The organism is Paenibacillus sp. 481 (genome assembly GCF_021223605.1).
Taxonomy (GTDB): Bacteria; Bacillota; Bacilli; order Paenibacillales; family Paenibacillaceae; genus Paenibacillus_B.
In genome coordinates this window covers 443,215-462,109 of the sequence record NZ_CP075175.1, presented here as the reverse complement: position 1 = coordinate 462,109, position 18,895 = coordinate 443,215, and the positions used below count along the sequence as shown (strand labels likewise).

18 protein-coding genes are annotated in these 18,895 nt (G+C 45.5%); 17 read left to right on the top strand and 1 reads right to left on the bottom strand.

Annotation, left to right across the window (positions count from 1 at the left end; translation table 11 throughout):
* Positions 1–280: 280 nt before the first annotated feature.
* Positions 281–493 carry a hypothetical protein gene (locus KIK04_RS01920; RefSeq protein ID WP_232276668.1) on the bottom strand — a complete coding sequence of 71 codons (213 nt, stop codon included), beginning with the start codon at positions 491–493 and terminating at the stop codon, positions 281–283.
* Here KIK04_RS01920 and sucC point away from each other — a divergent pair.
* The 17 genes from sucC (at position 482) to KIK04_RS01835 (ending at position 18,892) form a co-directional block, all read left to right on the top strand.
* Complete coding sequence (gene sucC, locus KIK04_RS01915) at positions 482–1,642, top strand: ADP-forming succinate--CoA ligase subunit beta (RefSeq protein WP_232276667.1); 1,161 nt, start codon at positions 482–484, stop codon at positions 1,640–1,642. The two genes, KIK04_RS01920 and sucC, sit on opposite strands and share 12 nt — an antisense overlap.
* A 27-nt stretch (positions 1,643–1,669) precedes the next feature.
* Positions 1,670–2,608, top strand: coding sequence for a succinate--CoA ligase subunit alpha (gene sucD / locus KIK04_RS01910; protein WP_232276666.1), 939 nt, complete (start codon positions 1,670–1,672; stop codon positions 2,606–2,608).
* 350 nt (positions 2,609–2,958) lie between these two features.
* Positions 2,959–4,077 (top strand): DNA-processing protein DprA, encoded by a 1,119-nt coding sequence (gene dprA / locus KIK04_RS01905; protein WP_232276665.1) that lies wholly within the window; start codon positions 2,959–2,961, stop codon positions 4,075–4,077.
* Between the two features lie 27 nt (positions 4,078–4,104).
* A complete protein-coding gene (gene topA, locus KIK04_RS01900; RefSeq protein WP_232276664.1) occupies positions 4,105–6,195 on the top strand; it encodes a type I DNA topoisomerase in 2,091 nt (696 codons plus the stop codon).
* Positions 6,196–6,332: 137 nt separating this feature from the next.
* Positions 6,333–7,658, top strand: a complete 1,326-nt coding sequence (trmFO, locus tag KIK04_RS01895; RefSeq protein ID WP_232276663.1) for an FADH(2)-oxidizing methylenetetrahydrofolate--tRNA-(uracil(54)-C(5))-methyltransferase TrmFO — start codon at positions 6,333–6,335, stop codon at positions 7,656–7,658.
* Positions 7,659–7,735: 77 nt separating this feature from the next.
* Complete coding sequence (gene hslV / locus KIK04_RS01890; RefSeq protein WP_232276662.1) at positions 7,736–8,278, top strand: ATP-dependent protease subunit HslV; 543 nt, start codon at positions 7,736–7,738, stop codon at positions 8,276–8,278.
* Positions 8,279–8,332: 54 nt separating this feature from the next.
* Positions 8,333–9,736, top strand: a complete 1,404-nt coding sequence (hslU, locus tag KIK04_RS01885; RefSeq protein ID WP_232276661.1) for an ATP-dependent protease ATPase subunit HslU — start codon at positions 8,333–8,335, stop codon at positions 9,734–9,736.
* A gap of 333 nt (positions 9,737–10,069) precedes the next feature.
* Positions 10,070–10,474 (top strand): flagellar basal body rod protein FlgB, encoded by a 405-nt coding sequence (gene flgB / locus KIK04_RS01880; protein WP_232276660.1) that lies wholly within the window; start codon positions 10,070–10,072, stop codon positions 10,472–10,474.
* A 10-nt stretch (positions 10,475–10,484) separates the two neighbouring features.
* On the top strand, positions 10,485–10,937 hold the full coding sequence (flgC, locus tag KIK04_RS01875; protein WP_232276659.1) for a flagellar basal body rod protein FlgC: 453 nt from the start codon (positions 10,485–10,487) through the stop codon (positions 10,935–10,937).
* A 93-nt stretch (positions 10,938–11,030) separates the two neighbouring features.
* Positions 11,031–11,339: a flagellar hook-basal body complex protein FliE gene (gene fliE, locus KIK04_RS01870; RefSeq protein WP_232276658.1), complete on the top strand. Its 309-nt coding sequence runs from the start codon at positions 11,031–11,033 to the stop codon at positions 11,337–11,339.
* Between the two features lie 40 nt (positions 11,340–11,379).
* Positions 11,380–12,966 carry a flagellar basal-body MS-ring/collar protein FliF gene (gene fliF / locus KIK04_RS01865; protein WP_232276657.1) on the top strand — a complete coding sequence of 529 codons (1,587 nt, stop codon included), beginning with the start codon at positions 11,380–11,382 and terminating at the stop codon, positions 12,964–12,966.
* A gap of 5 nt (positions 12,967–12,971) precedes the next feature.
* Positions 12,972–13,985 carry a flagellar motor switch protein FliG gene (gene fliG, locus KIK04_RS01860; RefSeq protein WP_232278553.1) on the top strand — a complete coding sequence of 338 codons (1,014 nt, stop codon included), beginning with the start codon at positions 12,972–12,974 and terminating at the stop codon, positions 13,983–13,985.
* Entirely contained in the window at positions 13,978–14,820 is an 843-nt protein-coding gene (locus tag KIK04_RS01855) for a FliH/SctL family protein (protein WP_232276656.1), read from the top strand. The genes fliG and KIK04_RS01855 overlap by 8 nt, the downstream gene beginning before the upstream one ends.
* The gene (gene fliI, locus KIK04_RS01850) at positions 14,810–16,132 is read left to right on the top strand and encodes a flagellar protein export ATPase FliI (RefSeq protein WP_232276655.1); all 1,323 of its coding nucleotides are present in this window, start codon (positions 14,810–14,812) and stop codon (positions 16,130–16,132) included. The genes KIK04_RS01855 and fliI overlap by 11 nt, the downstream gene beginning before the upstream one ends.
* A gap of 7 nt (positions 16,133–16,139) precedes the next feature.
* Positions 16,140–16,586 carry a flagellar export protein FliJ gene (gene fliJ, locus KIK04_RS01845; protein ID WP_232276654.1) on the top strand — a complete coding sequence of 149 codons (447 nt, stop codon included), beginning with the start codon at positions 16,140–16,142 and terminating at the stop codon, positions 16,584–16,586.
* Positions 16,587–16,637: 51 nt separating this feature from the next.
* Positions 16,638–17,579: a MotE family protein gene (locus tag KIK04_RS01840; RefSeq protein WP_232276653.1), complete on the top strand. Its 942-nt coding sequence runs from the start codon at positions 16,638–16,640 to the stop codon at positions 17,577–17,579.
* A 26-nt stretch (positions 17,580–17,605) separates the two neighbouring features.
* Complete coding sequence (locus tag KIK04_RS01835) at positions 17,606–18,892, top strand: flagellar hook-length control protein FliK (RefSeq protein ID WP_232276652.1); 1,287 nt, start codon at positions 17,606–17,608, stop codon at positions 18,890–18,892.
* Positions 18,893–18,895 lie beyond the last annotated feature (3 nt).

Sequence of the window (18,895 nt, the reverse complement as noted above, 5' to 3'; positions counted from 1 at the left end):
AACACCTCTCCATCATCACATTCTTACAGAAAATGGTTGTGAAAACACTTGAACCACGTTGCTGCAGAATGCGCGGGAAAGGTGCTTCCTTATCGCCTGCGCTATTTTTTATACTAAAATTATATGTAACAACATGACGGTGCGTCAACTGGTGGAACGATAACAGTATTTACGTTTATTTTACAATCTCTTTTTGAGATGAAATTCATATCAAAAAAATGTACATTCTTGACGAAAAGGGGAGGAAAGCGTTTTAAAATCATGTTACAATGTGTTCGGATTACAATGTATGATTTTTCCGTTGAACACCAAGGTGATGAAGCGGCGGAAGCGCTTCCCCAAGCTCACGGACGCGCCGCACAGGCATATGTAACAGTTCGGGCTTGGCTACGAGTATACAAGCAGATGAATGCAAGCTTAGCTCGGCTTCACGTCGAAACCAGCCAATTATAGGCTGACGATTCGGATAGGGGGATGCACGATGAATATTCATGAGTATCAAGGCAAAGAAGTATTGAAGCAATACGGCGTTGTCGTTCCGAATGGTAAAGTTGCTTTTACAGCGGATGAAGCAGTGGAAGCTGCTAAAGAATTAGGTACACCTATCGTAGTCATTAAAGCTCAGATCCATGCAGGCGGACGCGGTAAAGCTGGCGGTGTTAAAATCGCTAAAAGCTTGGATGATGTGCGTACATACGCGCAAGAGTTGCTTGGAAAGGTGCTTGTAACTCATCAAACAGGCCCAGAAGGCAAAGAAATTAAGCGCTTGCTCGTTGAACAGGGCTGTGACATTAAGAAAGAATATTATGTCGGTGTCGTTGTTGACCGTGCAACAGGTAGCGTTGTTATGATGGCGTCTGAAGAAGGCGGCACGGAAATCGAAGAAGTAGCAGAAGCAACGCCGGAGAAAATTTTCAAGGAAGTCGTTGATCCAGCTGTTGGTTTGCAAGCTTTCCAAGCACGCAAATTGGCATATGCGATTAACATTCCTACTGAATTGGTCAACAAAACGGTTAAATTTATGCTTGCTCTGTACCAAGCTTTTGTAGACAAAGATTGCTCCATTGCAGAAATTAATCCGCTCGTCGTAACAGGCGACGGTCAAATTATGGCGCTTGATGCAAAGCTTAACTTCGACTCCAATGCTTTATATCGTCATAAAGACATTCTCGAGCTGCGTGATTTGGATGAGGAAGACGAGAAGGAAATCGAAGCGTCTAAATTTGATTTGAGCTATATCGCACTTGATGGCAACATCGGTTGCATGGTTAACGGTGCTGGACTAGCTATGGCTACAATGGACATTATTAAATATTATGGCGGCGAACCGGCTAACTTCCTCGACGTAGGGGGCGGTGCGACGACAGAGAAAGTAACGGAAGCATTTAAAATTATTTTGTCCGATGAAAATGTAAAAGGTATTTTCGTAAATATTTTCGGTGGCATTATGCGCTGTGACGTTATTGCAAACGGTGTCGTTGAAGCTGCGAAGCAAATCGGCTTGGATCGTCCATTGGTCGTTCGTCTTGAAGGTACGAATGTCGAAATCGGCAAACGTATTTTGAACGAGTCGGGCTTGAACATCGTAGCTGCTGATTCGATGGCAGACGGTGCGCAGAAGATTGTTGCATTGGTTCAATAATTTCGCGGACGAGAGGATGAGTGTGCGATGAGCATCTTGATTAATAAGGAAACGAAAGTCATTACGCAGGGTATTACGGGCGCTACAGGCTTGTTTCATACAAAGGGCGCACTTGAATATGGCACGCAAATGGTCGGTGGCGTAACACCGGGCAAAGGCGGCACGAATGTTGATATTACGCTCGACAACGGCGAAGTCGTTGCATTGCCTGTATTTAACACTGTGCTTGAAGCAAAAAATGCAACAGGCGCTACTGCTAGCGTTATTTATGTACCACCTGCATTTGCTGCTGATGCTATTATGGAAGCGGTAGACGCTGACTTAGATCTCGTTATTTGTATCACAGAAGGTATTCCTGTTCTGGATATGGTTAACGTGAAGCGTTATATGGAAGGCAAGCGCACGCGTCTTGTCGGCCCGAACTGTCCAGGCGTCATTACACCTGACGCTTGTAAGATCGGTATTATGCCAGGCTATATCCACGCTCCTGGTCATGTGGGCGTTGTTTCCCGCAGTGGTACGCTTACTTATGAAGCGGTACACCAGTTGACTACGCGTGGTATTGGTCAATCTACAGCAGTAGGTATCGGTGGCGACCCTGTAAAAGGTTCCGAGTTCATTGACATTTTGGCTCAATTCAATGAAGATCCAGATACGTATGCGGTCATTATGATCGGTGAGATTGGTGGAACAGCTGAAGAAGAAGCGGCAGAATGGGTTCAAGCGAATATGAAAAAGCCAGTTGTAGGCTTTATCGGTGGCGCAACAGCGCCTCCAGGTAAGCGTATGGGTCATGCTGGTGCGATCATTTCTGGTGGTAAAGGTACAGCAGCTGAGAAGATTTCTGTTCTAGAAGCTTGCGGCATTAAAGTTGCACCGACACCAGCTGAAATGGGTAGCACGCTTGTTAGCGTGTTGGAAGAGCGCGGCTTGTTGGAAAAATGCACAACGCATGCACGTGCATAAACAGTAGCATAATTAGCTGGATATAAGCGGGTATTGCTTGTGTTTAATTGTCGATTACACCTCGACAATGATAGACAATAATTACGATTACGTTTCAAGGACGAAATGTAGGTGCGATCATTCTACAATTTTCGGAAAAATACGTAAAAGTGTAAGGTAAGCAACCTTTCACACGTTGATTTAAGACGTGGAAAGGTTGCTTTTTTTGTGAGATAGCGGTGTACAAAGGTATCAAAGTACGTGGGATAAGAACGAGTGTTTCGCTGTTTTGATATACGCTTGCATTCTGATCTTATCTCAAGCACAATAAGGGAAGCAGATTGCGTTTCCCATTCGAGAGGGGAAGTTGCATGAGCGAATGGACAGAGCGCGAGCTATTGTTCGGTCTTCATGAGACAGAAGGAATTGGTTGGCATACGATCCAGATGCTGAGCGAACGAGTCGGATTTGCGAATTTATCAGCTTGGTTGAATCGACCCGCTGCGGATTGGATACATATAGGTATTAAGCCTGCCCAAGCAGCAAAGCTTGCGCAGCAGTATGATGCAGATAGGTTAGCTGCTCGACTGCATATAACGCAACAGCAAGGAATCGAATGGATAACGATGCTCGATCATACGTATCCTGAACTTCTGAAACAAACACACGAACCACCATGGATTATGTATGGTCGTGGCAACTGGGATGTTCTTCGTCAACCTTGTGTGGCGATTGTAGGAACGCGCACGCCTACTGTATACGGTAAGACCATTGCTTATCAACTGTCAGAGCAGCTTGCAGAAGCGGGTATAACGGTCGTAAGTGGACTGGCAAGGGGAATTGACGGATCCAGTCATGAAGGCGCTATCAAGAAGGGGATGACCGTAGCTGTTCTTGGAACTCCCTTGGATCGCGTTTATCCGCCAGAGCATCGCTCGCTCTTTCACGCGATTGCTGAGGGCGGCTTAGTTGTCAGTGAATACCCACTTGGTACGCGATCGCATCCAGGTTTATTTCCACGCCGTAATCGAATTATTGCAGGGTTGGCGTTAGGAACGGTCGTCGTAGAAGCAGCGGTAAAGAGCGGGGCACTTATTACGGCTGACCTTGCTTTAGATGCGTCACGCGAAGTTTTTGCTGTACCGGGACCTGTTACATCGCCTAAGTCTGAGGGTACTTTTTATTTATTACAACAAGGTGCCAAACCGGTAGCTTGCGCTGCGGATATAATTGAAGAGTTTGCAAGCTGGTTGACAACGCTACCTTTACCGTACAATAATGGAACGGTCGCCACTTCAGCGTTGGAACCGTTATTAGAAGAAGAGGCAACAATCGTTCAATTACTGTCTTTGCGTAGCTTAACGTTCGATGAGTTGCTCGCACAAAGCGGGCTACCATTTGCGAAACTGCATCAAACTTTGTTATCCTTACAATTAAAAAAACGGATCCGAGAAGCCCCAGGGGCTCAATATTGCTCGGAATGGATGTAATGGTGTGTTGGAGAGGAGGATGCGCCTATGGCGGATTCACTAGTTATCGTCGAGTCGCCCACGAAGGCGAAGACGATAGGTAAGTACTTAGGCAGCAAATTTATTGTTAAAGCATCAATGGGCCATGTGCGAGACTTACCTAAAAGCCAAATTGGCGTTGAAATAGAAAATAACTTTAATCCGAAGTATATTACGATTCGGGGTAAAGGTTCAGTCCTTAAAGAATTAAAGGACGCTTGCAAGAAGGTAAAGCGCGTCTATCTCGCAGCTGACCCCGATCGCGAAGGGGAAGCCATTGCTTGGCATTTGGCTCATGCACTTGATTTGAAAGAAGACGAATCATGCCGCGTCGTATTTAACGAAATTACGAAGCAAGCGGTGAAGGATGCGTTTAAAACACCGCGTCAAATTAATATGGACCTCGTGCATGCACAGCAAGCGAGACGTATCCTTGACCGTTTGGTCGGTTATAAGATAAGTCCGCTGCTGTGGAAAAAGGTCAAGAAAGGCCTGTCAGCTGGCCGTGTACAATCGGTGTCCGTTAAGATGATCTTGGACCGTGAGAACGAAATCGAAGCTTTCATTCCAGAGGAATATTGGTCGATTACAGCACAGCTCGGTACAGGCAAGTCGGCTTTCGATGCTCGTTTTCATTCTTTAGATGGCGTGAAAAAGGAATTGGCAAACGAAGACGAAGTTAAAGCTGTATTGGCAGCAGTCGGCAAGCATGATTTTGTCGTTGATGAAGTGAAGGAGAAGGAGCGCTTGCGCCACCCATCTGCACCGTTTACGACGAGTTCTTTACAGCAAGAGGCTGCTCGTAAGCTTAACTTCCGTGCAGCGAAGACGATGTCCGTCGCACAACAGTTGTACGAAGGCGTAGAACTTGGAAAAGAAGGTACCGTCGGTCTTATCACCTATATGCGTACAGATTCCACACGTATTTCGCCAACAGCTCAAGAGGAATCACGTGAGTACATTAACGACAAATACGGAGCAAACTTTGTGCCAGAAACGCCGCGTCAGTATTCAAAGAAAGCAGCTAACGCACAAGATGCGCACGAAGCGATCCGTCCGACATCGATTATGCGTGATCCAGAGCAGATGAAACCATTTTTAAGCCGTGATCAATTCCGTTTGTATAAACTGATTTGGGAACGCTTTGTGGCGAGTCAAATGACGTCTGCTGTGTTAGACACGATGACGATCGATTTGAAAGCAGGCACGGTAACATTCCGAGCAAATGGCTCCAAAGTTCGTTTCCACGGCTTTATGAAAGTGTATGTGGAAGGCAATGACGATGGCGCTGATGAAGGCGACAAGCTACTGCCTCCGCTTGCTATTGGAGATAAACTGAAGCAAGAATCGATTGAGCCGAAGCAGCACTTTACACAGCCGCCACCGCGCTTTACAGAGGCAAGGCTCGTAAAGACGTTGGAGGAGCTAGGCATAGGTCGTCCAAGTACGTACGCACCGACAATCGAAACGATTCAAAAGCGTGGGTACGTGGCCATTGAGGAGAAGAAGTTCGTGCCTACAGAGTTAGGCGAGCTTGTTATTCAACAGATGGAACAATTTTTCCCAGAAATATTAGACGTTGAGTTTACAGCTCATATGGAAGAAGACTTAGACCACGTCGAAGAAGGCCAACAAGAGTGGGCAAAAGTATTGGCTGAATTTTACGAATCTTTCGAGAAGCGTTTGCTCGTTGCGGAAGAAGAGATGAAGGAAGTCGAGATCGAGGATGAAGTATCCGATGAGATATGCGAAAAATGCGGACGGCACTTTGTGTATAAAATGGGCCGTTTCGGAAAGTTTCTTGCATGTTCGGGCTTCCCTGATTGCCGTAACACGAAGCCGATCGTTAAAGATACAGGCGTAGGTTGTCCTAAATGTAATGAAGGAAAGCTTGTCGAACGACGCAGCAAGCGAGGCCGTATTTTTTACGGTTGTGATCGTTACCCAGAATGTGACAACGTGATGTGGGATAAACCTTCCGCGAAGCCGTGTCCAGCTTGTAGTAGTTTAATGGTTGAAAAAAGAAGCAAGCAAGGAACGAAGCTACAGTGTACGCAGTGCGAACATAACGAGGAAGTACAAGAACCAGACGACGAATAATTTATAAGCAAGCTTGTTCGTACGCTTTTGCGACATGCATTAGGGTACAACAAGCTTGCAGTGTACTAATAACATACTAATTGGACATTGTTGAACGTTGCACCATAGATGCAGCAATTGAGGAGGAAATACGTAAGATGAGTATGCCGAGAGTAACAGTCATCGGCGCCGGCTTGGCTGGTAGTGAAGCAGCATGGCAAATCGCCAAACAGGGTATCCCTGTAACGTTATACGAAATGAGACCTGTGCGTCAGACACCGGCTCACCATACAGATAAATTCGCTGAATTAGTTTGCAGCAACTCGCTGCGTGCGAACGGACTTACAAATGCCGTTGGCGTTCTTAAAGAAGAGATGCGCATCATGGACTCGCTTATTATGCGGGCTGCTGATAAGCATGCTGTTCCAGCAGGTGGAGCGTTAGCGGTTGATCGCGACGGCTTCTCTGGCGAAATTACGAACACGCTGAAAGATCATCCTTTGATTGATGTGCGTACGGAAGAAATGGAAAACATTCCGACAGACGGTATTACCGTTATCGCAACAGGACCATTGACATCTCCGTCGCTGTCTAATGGCATTAAAGAGCTGATGGGCGAGGAATATTTCTATTTCTACGACGCAGCTGCGCCAATCGTCGACAAAGATTCAATCGACATGGATAAAGTATATTTGGCATCCCGCTATGATAAAGGGGAAGCTGCATATTTGAACTGCCCGATGACAGAAGAAGAGTTTAATGCATTTTACGAAGCAATAACTACGGCAGAAACAGCTGAGCTGAAGGAATTTGAAAAAGAAATTTACTTCGAAGGTTGTATGCCGATTGAAGTCATGATGAAGCGTGGCAAGCAGACGGCTCTGTTCGGGCCTATGAAGCCAGTAGGTCTAGTAGACCCTCGTACAGGTAAAACGCCTCACGCTGTCATCCAGTTGCGTCAGGACAATGCTGCAGGTACGCTATACAACATGGTAGGGTTCCAGACGCATCTCAAGTGGGGCGAGCAAAAACGGGTGTTTCAAATGATTCCAGGACTTGAGAATGCTGAATTCGTTCGCTTTGGAGTTATGCACCGCAACACGTTCATTAACTCACCGAAGCTATTGAAGACGACGTATCAGTTCAATGGACGTGACAACTTGTTCTTTGCTGGACAAATGACTGGTGTGGAAGGATACGTGGAGTCAGCTGCTTCAGGACTTATTGCAGGCTTGAACGCAGCTCGCTTTGCAGCAGGTCAGGAGCTACTGACGTTCCCGCAGCATTCGACGCTTGGAAGTATGGCGCATTATATTACAACGGCTGACTTCAAGCATTTTCAGCCAATGAACGCGAATTTTGGTTTGTTCCCGCCGTTAGAGCAACGGATTCGCAACAAAAAAGAGAAAAACGAAGCATTAGCACAGCGTGCGCTTGATGCCGTGCGTGATTACGCAGGCGCTCACGGATATGATGTGAAGTAAGTCCTAGAGAGGGAAGGAATAGCGGTTTAAACCGTCAGTTTCCTTCCCTTTTTTAAAAGAATGGAGGGGGAAACAACATGGAAATGCAATTTCATGCGACAACAATTTGTGCTGTTCGTCATAATGGCGAAGGAGCGATGGCCGGTGATGGTCAAGTTACGTTCGGCAATAGTATGGTGATGAAGCAGCATGCACGCAAAGTTCGCCGCTTATATCGTGGACAAGTGGTAGCTGGGTTTGCAGGTTCGGTAGCAGATGCGATAACGTTGTTTGAAAAGTTTGAAGGTAAGCTGGAAGAACATCACGGTAATTTACAGCGTGCAGCTGTGGAATTGGCAAAAGACTGGCGCCAAGATAAGGTGCTGCGCAAGCTTGAGGCGCTCATGATTGTAATGGATAAAGAGCATATGCTGCTCGTATCCGGCAATGGCGAAATTATTGAACCGGATGACGACGTTATCGCAATCGGTTCTGGAGGCTCATTTGCGCTGTCAGCTGCGCGGGCGGTTAAACGTCATGCACCTCAAATGACAGCGAAAGAGATGGTAGAGGGAGCGTTACATATCGCGAGTGAAATTTGTGTATTCACGAACGACAACATCGTAGTGGAGCAAATTTAATTCAGTTCCCGCATAGAATTGACAGAAGATAAATATGAGCGGAGGGATTATCTAATGAAACAACAGGCATGGACCCCGAGACAAACCGTAACGGAGCTGGATAAATACATTATTGGGCAAAAAGAGGCGAAACGTTCGGTAGCAGTCGCATTAAGAAATCGATATCGCCGCAGCTTACTTGATGAGTCACTGCAAGATGAAATCGTGCCAAAAAATATATTGATGATTGGACCTACAGGCGTCGGCAAAACGGAAATTGCTCGTCGTTTAGCTAAATTAGTTAACGCTCCGTTCGTTAAAGTAGAAGCGACTAAGTTTACAGAAGTCGGCTATGTTGGCCGTGATGTAGAGTCTATGGTTCGTGACTTGATCGAAACGGCGATTCGGATGGTAAAGCTTGAACGTACAGAGAAAGTGAAGGATAAGGCGGAAGAGCTAGCGAATGAGCGCATCATTGAAATCCTTGTTCCTTCATCATCTAAACACAAGCAACAGCGCAACCCGTTTGAAATGCTGTTCGGCAATCAAAATCAGACGCAGCCAAGCGATTCTTCTGATTCGGAACAAGATTTCAATGTGCAAGAACAACGTCGTAAGATACGCTTTGAGCTGCTATCCGGCAAGCTGGAGAGCGATACGATCGAAATTGACGTGGAAGAAGCGTCGCCTAACATGTTTGACATGCTAGCTGGACAAGGTAACGAGCAAATGGGTATGAATATGCAAGAAATGTTCGGGAACCTGCTTCCAAAGCGTACGAAAAGACGTAAGCTTTCGATTAAAGAAGCTCGTAAAGTATTAACACAAGAAGAAGCGGCTAAACTTATCGATATGGACGATGTCACTCAGGAGTCTGTGCGTCGAGCAGAGCAGACTGGCATCATCTTTATTGATGAGATTGATAAAATTGCGTCCGCTGGACGTGGCTCTGGTCCTGATGTATCACGTGAAGGCGTGCAGCGCGATATTTTACCGATCGTAGAGGGATCGACTATTATGACGAAATATGGCCCAGTTAAGACGGACTATATTTTGTTTATGGCAGCGGGAGCATTTCATATTGCTAAACCTTCAGACCTTATTCCAGAGTTGCAAGGAAGATTTCCAATTCGGGTTGAGCTGAACAGTTTGACGCTTGAAGACTTTGTTTCTATTTTAACAGAGCCGCAAAATGCATTGACGAAACAGTATGTGGAGCTGCTGAAGACCGAAAATTTGGAAGTGTCGTTTTCACCAGAGGCGATAAGAGAGATTGCTCATATTGCAGCGACGGTGAATCAAAATATGGAAAACATCGGAGCGCGTAGATTGCATACCATTTTGGAAAAATTGTTAGAGGATTTATCATTTGAAGCGCCAGAATTAACTCTTGATACGTTTATTATTACGCCTGAATATGTTCGGGAAAAATTAGCTGGAATTGTGCAAAACCGTGATTTAAGCCAGTATATTTTGTAAATAGCTTGTAAATAGTACTACTTTTTTGACTATAAATTTAGTGGTTTATCCATTTAATTTCATTTTTTGCCCTATCTTTCAATTGAAAGATAGGGCTTTTTTCATATTGTGTTATAACACAAAGTTTAAGATGATAAATATGCCGTCATTTCTCTTCTTTTGTCGCATACATGAATCTTTTTAAAAATAATGTTGAACATTAGTGGTCGACCAAGTGAGATATGTCGAACGAAGAAGGAAAATGCATCTGTTTCGTGGAATGTAAGTGAAAAGTGTTGCTCGGAAAAGATTTGCAACACAACGTTATAGTTAACTAGAAAGCGAGGGATTCATGTGAATTTGTTGAGTGGCGTGCATTTTAATCGTTTAGAAGGTGCGGTTCAAGCATCCGTAGCGAGACAAAATACGATTGCGAACAATATCGCGAATGTGGATACACCTTACTTTAAACGCTCAGATGTGGAGTTTGAACATATACTGCGGCAGCAAATGACCGGAGGGACATTACAGGGAACAAGGACAGACGAACGCCATTTTTATATCGGAGCTAATCCGATGACTCCTAGTTCGCGAATTGTACGTGATGAGACGGAAGCAATGAACAATAACAAGAACAATGTCGATATGGACCGAGAAATGTCCATGCAAGCCGAAAATCAACTACGTTATTACACCTTTGTTCAACAAGTAAATCATCATATCAATATGATGAAAACATCTATGGACGTCAGGAGGTAGGATGTAACTTATGAAAATTAGTAACAGCTTTCAAATTAGCGCATCAGGCCTGACAGCTCAGCGTTTACGTATGGATGTAATCTCATCAAACATTGCGAATGCCGAAACAACGCGTGCGGGATTTGTAAATGGTCAATTTGTACCATATCAACGCAAAACGGTTGTTATGTCACCGACACAGCCATCCTTTCAACAAACGTTGCAAGCGGCTATGCAAGGTGAATCGACTCCGCGCGGTGTTAAGGTGACTCAAATTAAAAGTGATGAAGCACCATTCAAGCTTGTATTTAACCCGACTCATCCAGATGCAGACCAGAACGGCTACGTACATATGCCAAACGTAGATATGGCAAAAGAGATGGTTGATATGATTTCAGCAACACGTTCATATGAAGCCAATGTAACGGCGTTGAACGCATCCAAGTCGATGATCATGAAGGCACTAGAAATCGGTAGGGGATAATCCGATATTGGATTACAGCTTACTTATATCATGAGATATCATGACTCCCGTATAATTGCGGGCTAACTAAGATGTAGAATGGGGGCTAATGAAGTGATTCAAAATACGATGTTACCGCTTAATAATGTCACACCTTTAAAATCGATAACTCCGGTTCAAAAAGGTGATACGCCAGCGGAAATTACGAATTCTTTCAGCCAATTTTTGGCGGATGCACTTCAACAAGTTGATGCACAGGAGCGTCAAGTTCATACGCTAAACGATAAATTTATTGTCGGTGAAGCAAGTGTTGATCAAGTCATGGTTGCTTCGGAGCGCTCGATTCTCGGCTTGCAGCTGACGACACAAGTGCGCAACAAAATGGTTGAAGCGTATCAAGAGATTATGCGCATGCAAGTCTAGTGGCGTCTAGTCTTACATAGTTCCGGTGGGGTGACGTGAAGTGAACGAGAAAATGAACCAGTATCGGGAAAAAGCTTCTCAATACTGGAATCAATTCAGTAAAAAGCAGAAAATACTGCTTGCCTCAACGGTAGGCATCATGCTGTTAGCAATTACAGTCCTTACATATCAGCTATCCAAGACAGATTATGAACTGGCGTTTAAAGACTTAAACGCAAATGATGCAGCTGGAATCATTGAATACTTAACCGCAAGCAATATCCCGTTCCAGTTAAGTGCGAACGGTACAGCCATTTCGGTTCCTGTTACGGCAGCAGCACAAGTTAAAGTAGATGTCGGTGCTCAAGGAATCGTTAAAAGTGGTTCCATCGGCTTTGAACAATTTACTGCAGATGGATTAATGGGTGGTATGACAGATAATGTGTTTGATGTCCGGTACAACAATGCGCTGAACGGCGAAATTGAACGCCTACTGAGCCAAATGCAAGGTGTGCAGGATGCAAAAGTCATTATTAATCTTCCGCAAGAAACGGTATTTGCAACACCAGATGAAGAGCAAGCATCTGCATCCATCGTCATGAGATTTAAACCGGGCTATCGTCCGGATCAGTCCGCTGTAGACGGGTATTACAACCTGATTAAGACAGCTGTGCCTAACTTGGCAATAGACAACATTACGATATCGAGTGATGAGGGCCCACTGTTTGCATCTGGTACGTCAGGAACTGGAGCAACTACAGTATCTGGTCAAGTAAACGAGCAATTGAAAATACAACGCAAATACGAGAATGACATTCGCTTGAACGTTCAGCAATTCTTGGCTAACTTTATGGGCCCAGAACAAGTTAACGTACTCGTATCAGCGAAATTGAACTTTGATAAAGTTCAAAAAGAAGAGAATCTTGTGACGCCTGTTAATACGGAAGACATGAAAGGCATCGAAATTAGTGTGCAGGAGCTACAAGAGTCTTTCAACGGAACAAGTGCATCAGAGAGCGGTGTCGCGGGTGTTGGGACTGGCGAAGTAACGAACTATCCTGCTGACTCTGGTAATGGTGACTCGAACTCCGAGAAAACGCAGCGCACAGTAAATTATGAAGTTAATCGCTTTAAAAATTTAATTGAAGCAAGTCCATATGCTGTAAAGGATTTAACCATTCATGCAGCAGTTGACACAACGGGTATGGACCCGAACAACGTGCAAAAAATCGAAAATGTGCTGCGCTCTATCGTATCTGCGCAGTTACGTGATTCTGGAACTACATATACAGACGAACAATTGACACAAAAAGTTTCGGTTCTTGCACAAAATGGGTCTAAAGACGGATCTGCAAGTCAAGAAGGCGGAATTCCTACGTGGGTATGGTATGCTGGTGGGGCTTTGGCACTACTTGCGATTGCCGGTGGTATTATGTTTGTTGTTATGCGTCGTCGCAAGCGTCAAGAGGAGATGTACGACAACGAGTACGACTATTCGTATTCGTCAAGTATGGAGCTTCCTTCTATAGATTTGGAAAACTTAACGAACGAGAACCAAGTTCGCAAACAGCTTGAAATGTTGGCTCAGAAAAAGCCAGATGAATTCGTCAAGCTGCTTCGTACCTGGCTTGTGGATGAATCGAGGTGAGCGTAATGACAAAAAGCGCATTCGGATTAACAGGAAGACAGAAAGCGGCAATTCTGCTTATTACGCTCGGGCCGGAAGTATCGGCGCAAATCTTCAAACATTTGCGTGATGAAGAAATCGAACAATTAACGCTAGAAATCGCAAATGTTCGTAAGGTAGATGTACCTGATAAAGAAGCGGTCATGGGCGAGTTTCACCAAATATGTATGGCTCAAGAGTACATATCACAGGGCGGTATCGCTTATGCGAAAGAAATATTGGAGAAAGCACTCGGCTCGCAAAAAGCGATTGATATTATTAATCGTTTGACAGCAACGCTTCAAGTGCGACCGTTTGATTTTGCTCGCAAAGCTGATGCAGCTCAAATTTTAAACTTTATACAGAACGAAAATCCGCAAACGATTGCACTCGTGCTATCGTACTTGCAAACGGAGCAGTCATCGATCATTTTGTCATCGTTGCCTCCGGAAAAACAGGCTGAGGTGGCACGTCGTGTGGCATTGATGGACAGCACGTCACCGGAAGTGATCAACCAAGTCGAGCGTGTACTGGAACAAAAACTTTCAGCTACAGTTACGCAGGATTATACAAGTGCGGGTGGTATTGAATCGATTGTTAACATCTTGAATGGTGTTGACAGGGGAACAGAGCGTACAATTTTGGATTCGCTTGAAATTCAAGACCCAGAATTAGCAGAAGAAATTAAAAAGCGGATGTTCGTATTCGAGGACATCGTCAATATCGACAATCGTTCGATTCAGCGGATTGTTCGCGATATCGAAAACAACGATTTGCAGCTTGCGCTTAAAGTGGCAAGCGAAGAAGTACGCGAAGCGATATTCCGCAATATGTCGAAACGAATGGCAGATACGTTCAAAGAGGAAATGGAATATATGGGGCCTGTGCGGTTGCGTGACGTTGAAGAAGCGCAAACTCGCATCGTGTCTACGATTCGTCGCTTAGAAGAAGCGGGTGAGATCATTATTGCTCGTGGCGGAGGAGATGATATCATTGTCTAATTTGATTAAATCATCTCAATACATCCCTGTAGAGCAAATGCGGTTGCTTGAAGCCGTGCGCAAGCATCAGGAACAGTTGGCGCTTGAAGAGCAGCAGAGCGAGCCGCTGACGAAGCAAAAAGTGTTATCGCAAGACCGTGAATTGGCTGACCTGCGACAATCCATTTTGGATGACGCGCAAGCGTTTGCCGAACAGCATGTGAGCTCCGCTTCGGAAGAGGCGGAGTACATACTGACAGAAGCGAGAGAGCAGATCGAAGCTTGGTGGCGTGAACAACGTGAGCAAGATGAAGCGCTCGTTGAGCAATTGAAGCGTGAAGGTTATGAACAAGGCTATGCAGACGGTACGCTGCAAGCGGAGGAAACGATTCGTGAAGCATACGAGTTGAAAATGGCAGAAGCGCAAACTGTTTTACAGCAAGCGTATCTGGCAAAAGACCAACTCATTCAAGAAGCGGAGCCTTTTGTCGTCACTGTTAGCTGTGCGATTGCAGAGCGCATTATAGACAAGCATCTCGCGACAAATGAGGAAGCCGTTCTTGATATGGTTCGTAAAGCACTGGCACGTAAGCGCGAAAGTGGCACGATAACGTTGTGCGTGTCGCCGAAACAATTTAGTTTTATTCATGCGGCGCGCGAAGAACTAAGTGTTGCGATAGATTCACAGGCTGAATTGCAAATCATTCCTGATGCAAGCGTCAATGATCATGGTTGTGTCGTTCGTTCTGCTCTAGGCAGTATTGATGCACGCATCGATACGCAATTGTCAGAGATTAAAAAGGCGCTCCTACAAGTTGCGCTGCACCACGGGGAGAAAGACGTTCATGAAGGTTAAGTGGAACGCCGAAAAGTATGTGGACTATTTACGACAAGTTGATCCCGTTCGCATAAACGGAAAGGTAACTCAAGTTATCGGACTCACCGTTGAGTCAGAAGGTCCGGATGCTAGCATCGGGGACGTTTGTTACATTTATCCGTCAAAAGGGAATGAGCCTTTGCTGGCGGAAGTAGTCGGTTTTCGTGAAAACAAAGTACTACTAATGCCACTTGGTGATTTGCAGTCGATTGGCCCAGGCTGTGACGTTGTTGGTACAGGGAAGCCTCTTACGGTGCAAGTAGGATCTGAGCTGCTCGGAAAGGTGCTTGATGGCTTAGGTCGTCCGCTCGACGGATCATTTTTACCGACGAGGATGGCAAAGTATTCAACTTCCAACACACCTGCTAACCCGCTTACGCGGCCACGAGTAAAAGAGCCGATGGGTGTAGGTGTACGAGCGATTGACGGATTGCTTACGATAGGCGGCGGCCAACGGGTCGGTATATTCGCCGGTTCAGGTGTTGGTAAAAGTACGCTGCTGGGCATGATTGCCCGCAACACGGCAGCGGACGTAAACGTGATTGCCCTTATCGGTGAACGGGGACGTGAGGTGTTGGAGTTTATCGAGCGTGATCTCGGTCCCGAGGGGTTAAAGCGTTCTGTCGTTATTGTAGCTACATCGGATCAACCGGCACTCGTCCGCATTAAAGGCGCCGTTATTGCAACGACAATTGCTGAATATTTTCGTGATCGCGGCATGAACGTCATGCTCATGATGGATTCTGTAACGCGTTATGCAATGGCGATGCGGGAAGTAGGACTTGCGATTGGTGAGCCGCCAGCAACGCGTGGGTATACGCCTTCGGTGTTTGCAAGTTTGCCGAAGTTGCTAGAACGCTCAGGCACTGGGGCTAACGGTACCATAACTGCTTTTTACACGGTGCTTGTTGACGGCGATGATATGAATGAACCGATTGCGGATGCTGTACGTGGGATTTTGGACGGACATATTGTCTTAAATCGTAACATTGCAAATAAGGGTCATTTTCCAGCTATTGATGTGTTAGCAAGTATTAGTCGTGTTATGAAAGATATCGTTCCGAAAGATCACCAGCTCGCAGCTGAACAGCTTAAACGTTTGTTGGCCGTTTACAAAGAGTCTGAAGACTTAATTAATATCGGCGCTTACCAACGTGGAAGCAATCCAGTGATCGACGAAGCGCTGCAATACATAGAAGAAATACAAGCTTTTACGAAACAGCGTGTTGATGATGAGGCTCCTTTTGAGGAGACAATCGAGCGCTTAAAAATGCAATTTCCAGGGAGCTGAGTAGACGTTGCGCGCATTTCATTATTCCTTTCAAAAGGTGCTTGACCTAAAGACAAATGAAAAAAAGCAAGCAGAATGGGTGTTGTCGCAGGCGGTTGGGCAGCTTCAAGCAGAGGAACAATCATTGTCCTGCTTATTGACTGAACTGGATACGGCACACCGAGGACTGCAACAATGTGCAGATGAATGTTCGCCAGCTTTTCAGTTACAACAATGGCAGCAGTACATATTTCACTTGGAAATGAAAAAGGATTCGGCTCGTCAACGTGTGCAGTCAGCGGAACGTCAAGTGCGTTCTAAACAGGATGATCTCGCTGCACGTATGTGTGATGAGAAAGTATGGACAAAGGCACGGGAGAAAGCGGAGGAACAGTTTAAAAAACAGATGGCACTTGTCGAACAAAATGAAATGGACGAGATTGCCACGGTCCGCTATTTTACGGCTGCAAGATAAAGAAACGTTGAAGGCAGGCTAGTACCCGCCGCTTAACCAGGAGGGATGGCAGTGGCAAAGGTCTCTAAAGAAAAAGCATTACTGGAAGATCAAAAGGAAGAAAAGTATTCGGGTGTTGAACGAATTTTATTTTTTGCGACACCGATTGTGTTTACCGTTATTTTGCTAGGGGTTCTATTAACATTATTTAATGTTAACTGGAGAAATACGGTGCTTAGTTGGGCGGAAAATATTCCAGTCGTAAATCAATGGGTAGACGCAGCTGGTGAGGACGAGAAGCAGGGTGCAGATTCGCCTAAGAAAGATACAGCTGTTGAGCAGCCAAAAAGCGATGCTAAAAAGGTGGAGGAGCTCAAAGAGTTGCTTGCCTCAAAGGATGCTGATTTGCGTAATTTGGCTAGTGCCCGTAAAGAATTAGAAACTCAAGTGACTGATTTGAAGAAACAAGTTAGTGAATTGAAACAGAAACGTACTAAAGAGACAGCTAATGCAGAGCAGTACGATAAGCAAATTAAAGATTTGGCAGATATGTATGCAAGGATGATGCCAAGTAAAGCTGCTCCTATTTTGGAGAACTTGGCGACTGAGGAAATCGTGCTTGTGCTGGATGCGATGAAACAGGAGAACCGAGTTAAAGTACTGGAAAAAATGAATCCAAAAGTTGCAGCTGATGCATCCATTATGTTGAAGGATGTTATGCCTTCTGAAAACTTGCAGGTGAAGGCGCTACAAGCTCGTCTTAACAAGCAGGAGCCGGCGAAAAAAACGCACAACGGACTTGATCAAACATCATTGAGCAAGACGTTTACGAGTATGACGCCGAAAAATGGTGCAACCGTTATTTTGGAGACAGCTAAAATTAGCCCTGAAAAAGCGTTAGCCGTATTAAATGCGGTTGATGATGATACGCGTTCCAAATTGTTAAATGCGATGACAGAGATCGATAAAGTGAAGACGACGAGCTTGGTATCAAAGCTATTGCCTAACAAATAACGTAAAGTTGAAAGGAGGTGATAACGATGAGTATGACGGTATCAGCAACAACTTCCAGCAGTAGCACAGCGCTGGCAGGCGGTGTGCAATCAAAGGGAGGCGCTACTGAAGGTGGTGCGTTTGGTTCAACGCTTAATCAAGTGATGAGCGGGACGTCTGACGGCCAAACTTCGAGCTCGTTGATGACTTTGAACAGCTTACCGGAAGGTATGACTGGCCTCATTCAGGATAGCACGGTTGATTCATTGGCAACGCTTGTAGAAGCGCTGGTTGATCAATTAAAGCTAACAGATGCTCAATTAGAGCAAAACCCTGCATTGCTAGCTGAATTGCAGCAGTGGGTTGCTCAAGCGCAAGCTTGGCTGACGCAAACGCCGCTAAGCAGCGAAGCTCAAGTCGAGACATTGCCTCCTTTGGCGCAACAATCGCAAACGATTACGTTAGTCGTTCGTGATTTGTTACAGCAAGCGGCTTCACAGTTAAATGGCACAGCTTCTACTATGCAAGCTGTAGATGCAGAAGAAGGGATGCGGTTGCTTCAACAGCTCGGTCAATTGCTGACAGGCCCACAAGCGGGGAATTCAGCAGCGCAGCAGCAACCTACGTTGGGGAAAGCCAATGCCTTTCAGCAAGCGTTAGCTTCAAGCGAGCAGCGTGTAACAGCTTTTACAGCCAATACGATGTCTCAAACACAGGTAAATCATGAAGGATCTCAGAACGGAAGCCTGTTCGTGAATGCGAGCGAAGTTGATGTTCCAGAATTGCCTCATATTACTACAGCAGGTCAGTTGGCTATGCGCGCAGAAGGCATGCAGGCGGAAAAAGCTGCACCTGTGATGCGTGCACAACATTTTGCTGAAGATATGATGGGCTTTATGGTCAAACAGTTGCGCTTTAAGCAATTTAACGGTGTGTCTGAAGCTAAAATCTCGCTTTACCCTGAACATCTTGGGCAAGTTGACATTCGCTTGACGATGCAGAACGGGCAATTAGTTGCACGGTTTGTAACCGAGCATGTAATGGCTAAAGATGCCTTGGAACAACAAATGTCGATGTTGCGAGGCGCGCTTACGGCACAAGGAATTCAAGTTGAGAAGCTTGAGGTGACGCAGCAGTCTGCTTCTGCACTTACTTCTTCGATGTTCCAAGAGCAGCGTCAAACGAACGCTCAGCGCGAGCAGTCTTCTAGCAAACAGTCAAAGCAGCGTGACGAACGTGTTGACGGCATTGACGGAGCAGGAGCTAACGACGCAGAAGTGGCGAAAGCCAAAATGCATTTAAATGCAGGCTCGTTCTTTACGGCGAGCGTGTAGAAC

Excerpts from the sequence above, each read along its gene's own strand:
- fliG (WP_232278553.1), top strand. The coding sequence starts at position 12,972 with ATGACAAAAAGCGCATTCGGATTAACAGGAAGACAGAAAGCGGCAATT.
- topA (WP_232276664.1), top strand. The coding sequence starts at position 4,105 with ATGGCGGATTCACTAGTTATCGTCGAGTCGCCCACGAAGGCGAAGACG.
- sucD (WP_232276666.1), top strand. The coding sequence starts at position 1,670 with ATGAGCATCTTGATTAATAAGGAAACGAAAGTCATTACGCAGGGTATT.
- KIK04_RS01835 (WP_232276652.1), top strand. The coding sequence starts at position 17,606 with ATGAGTATGACGGTATCAGCAACAACTTCCAGCAGTAGCACAGCGCTG.
- hslV (WP_232276662.1), top strand. The coding sequence starts at position 7,736 with ATGGAAATGCAATTTCATGCGACAACAATTTGTGCTGTTCGTCATAAT.
- trmFO (WP_232276663.1), top strand. The coding sequence starts at position 6,333 with ATGAGTATGCCGAGAGTAACAGTCATCGGCGCCGGCTTGGCTGGTAGT.
- dprA (WP_232276665.1), top strand. The coding sequence starts at position 2,959 with ATGAGCGAATGGACAGAGCGCGAGCTATTGTTCGGTCTTCATGAGACA.
- flgC (WP_232276659.1), top strand. The coding sequence starts at position 10,485 with ATGAAAATTAGTAACAGCTTTCAAATTAGCGCATCAGGCCTGACAGCT.
- fliI (WP_232276655.1), top strand. The coding sequence starts at position 14,810 with ATGAAGGTTAAGTGGAACGCCGAAAAGTATGTGGACTATTTACGACAA.
- hslU (WP_232276661.1), top strand. The coding sequence starts at position 8,333 with ATGAAACAACAGGCATGGACCCCGAGACAAACCGTAACGGAGCTGGAT.
- KIK04_RS01920 (WP_232276668.1), bottom strand. The coding sequence starts at position 493 with ATGAATATTCATCGTGCATCCCCCTATCCGAATCGTCAGCCTATAATT.
- sucC (WP_232276667.1), top strand. The coding sequence starts at position 482 with ATGAATATTCATGAGTATCAAGGCAAAGAAGTATTGAAGCAATACGGC.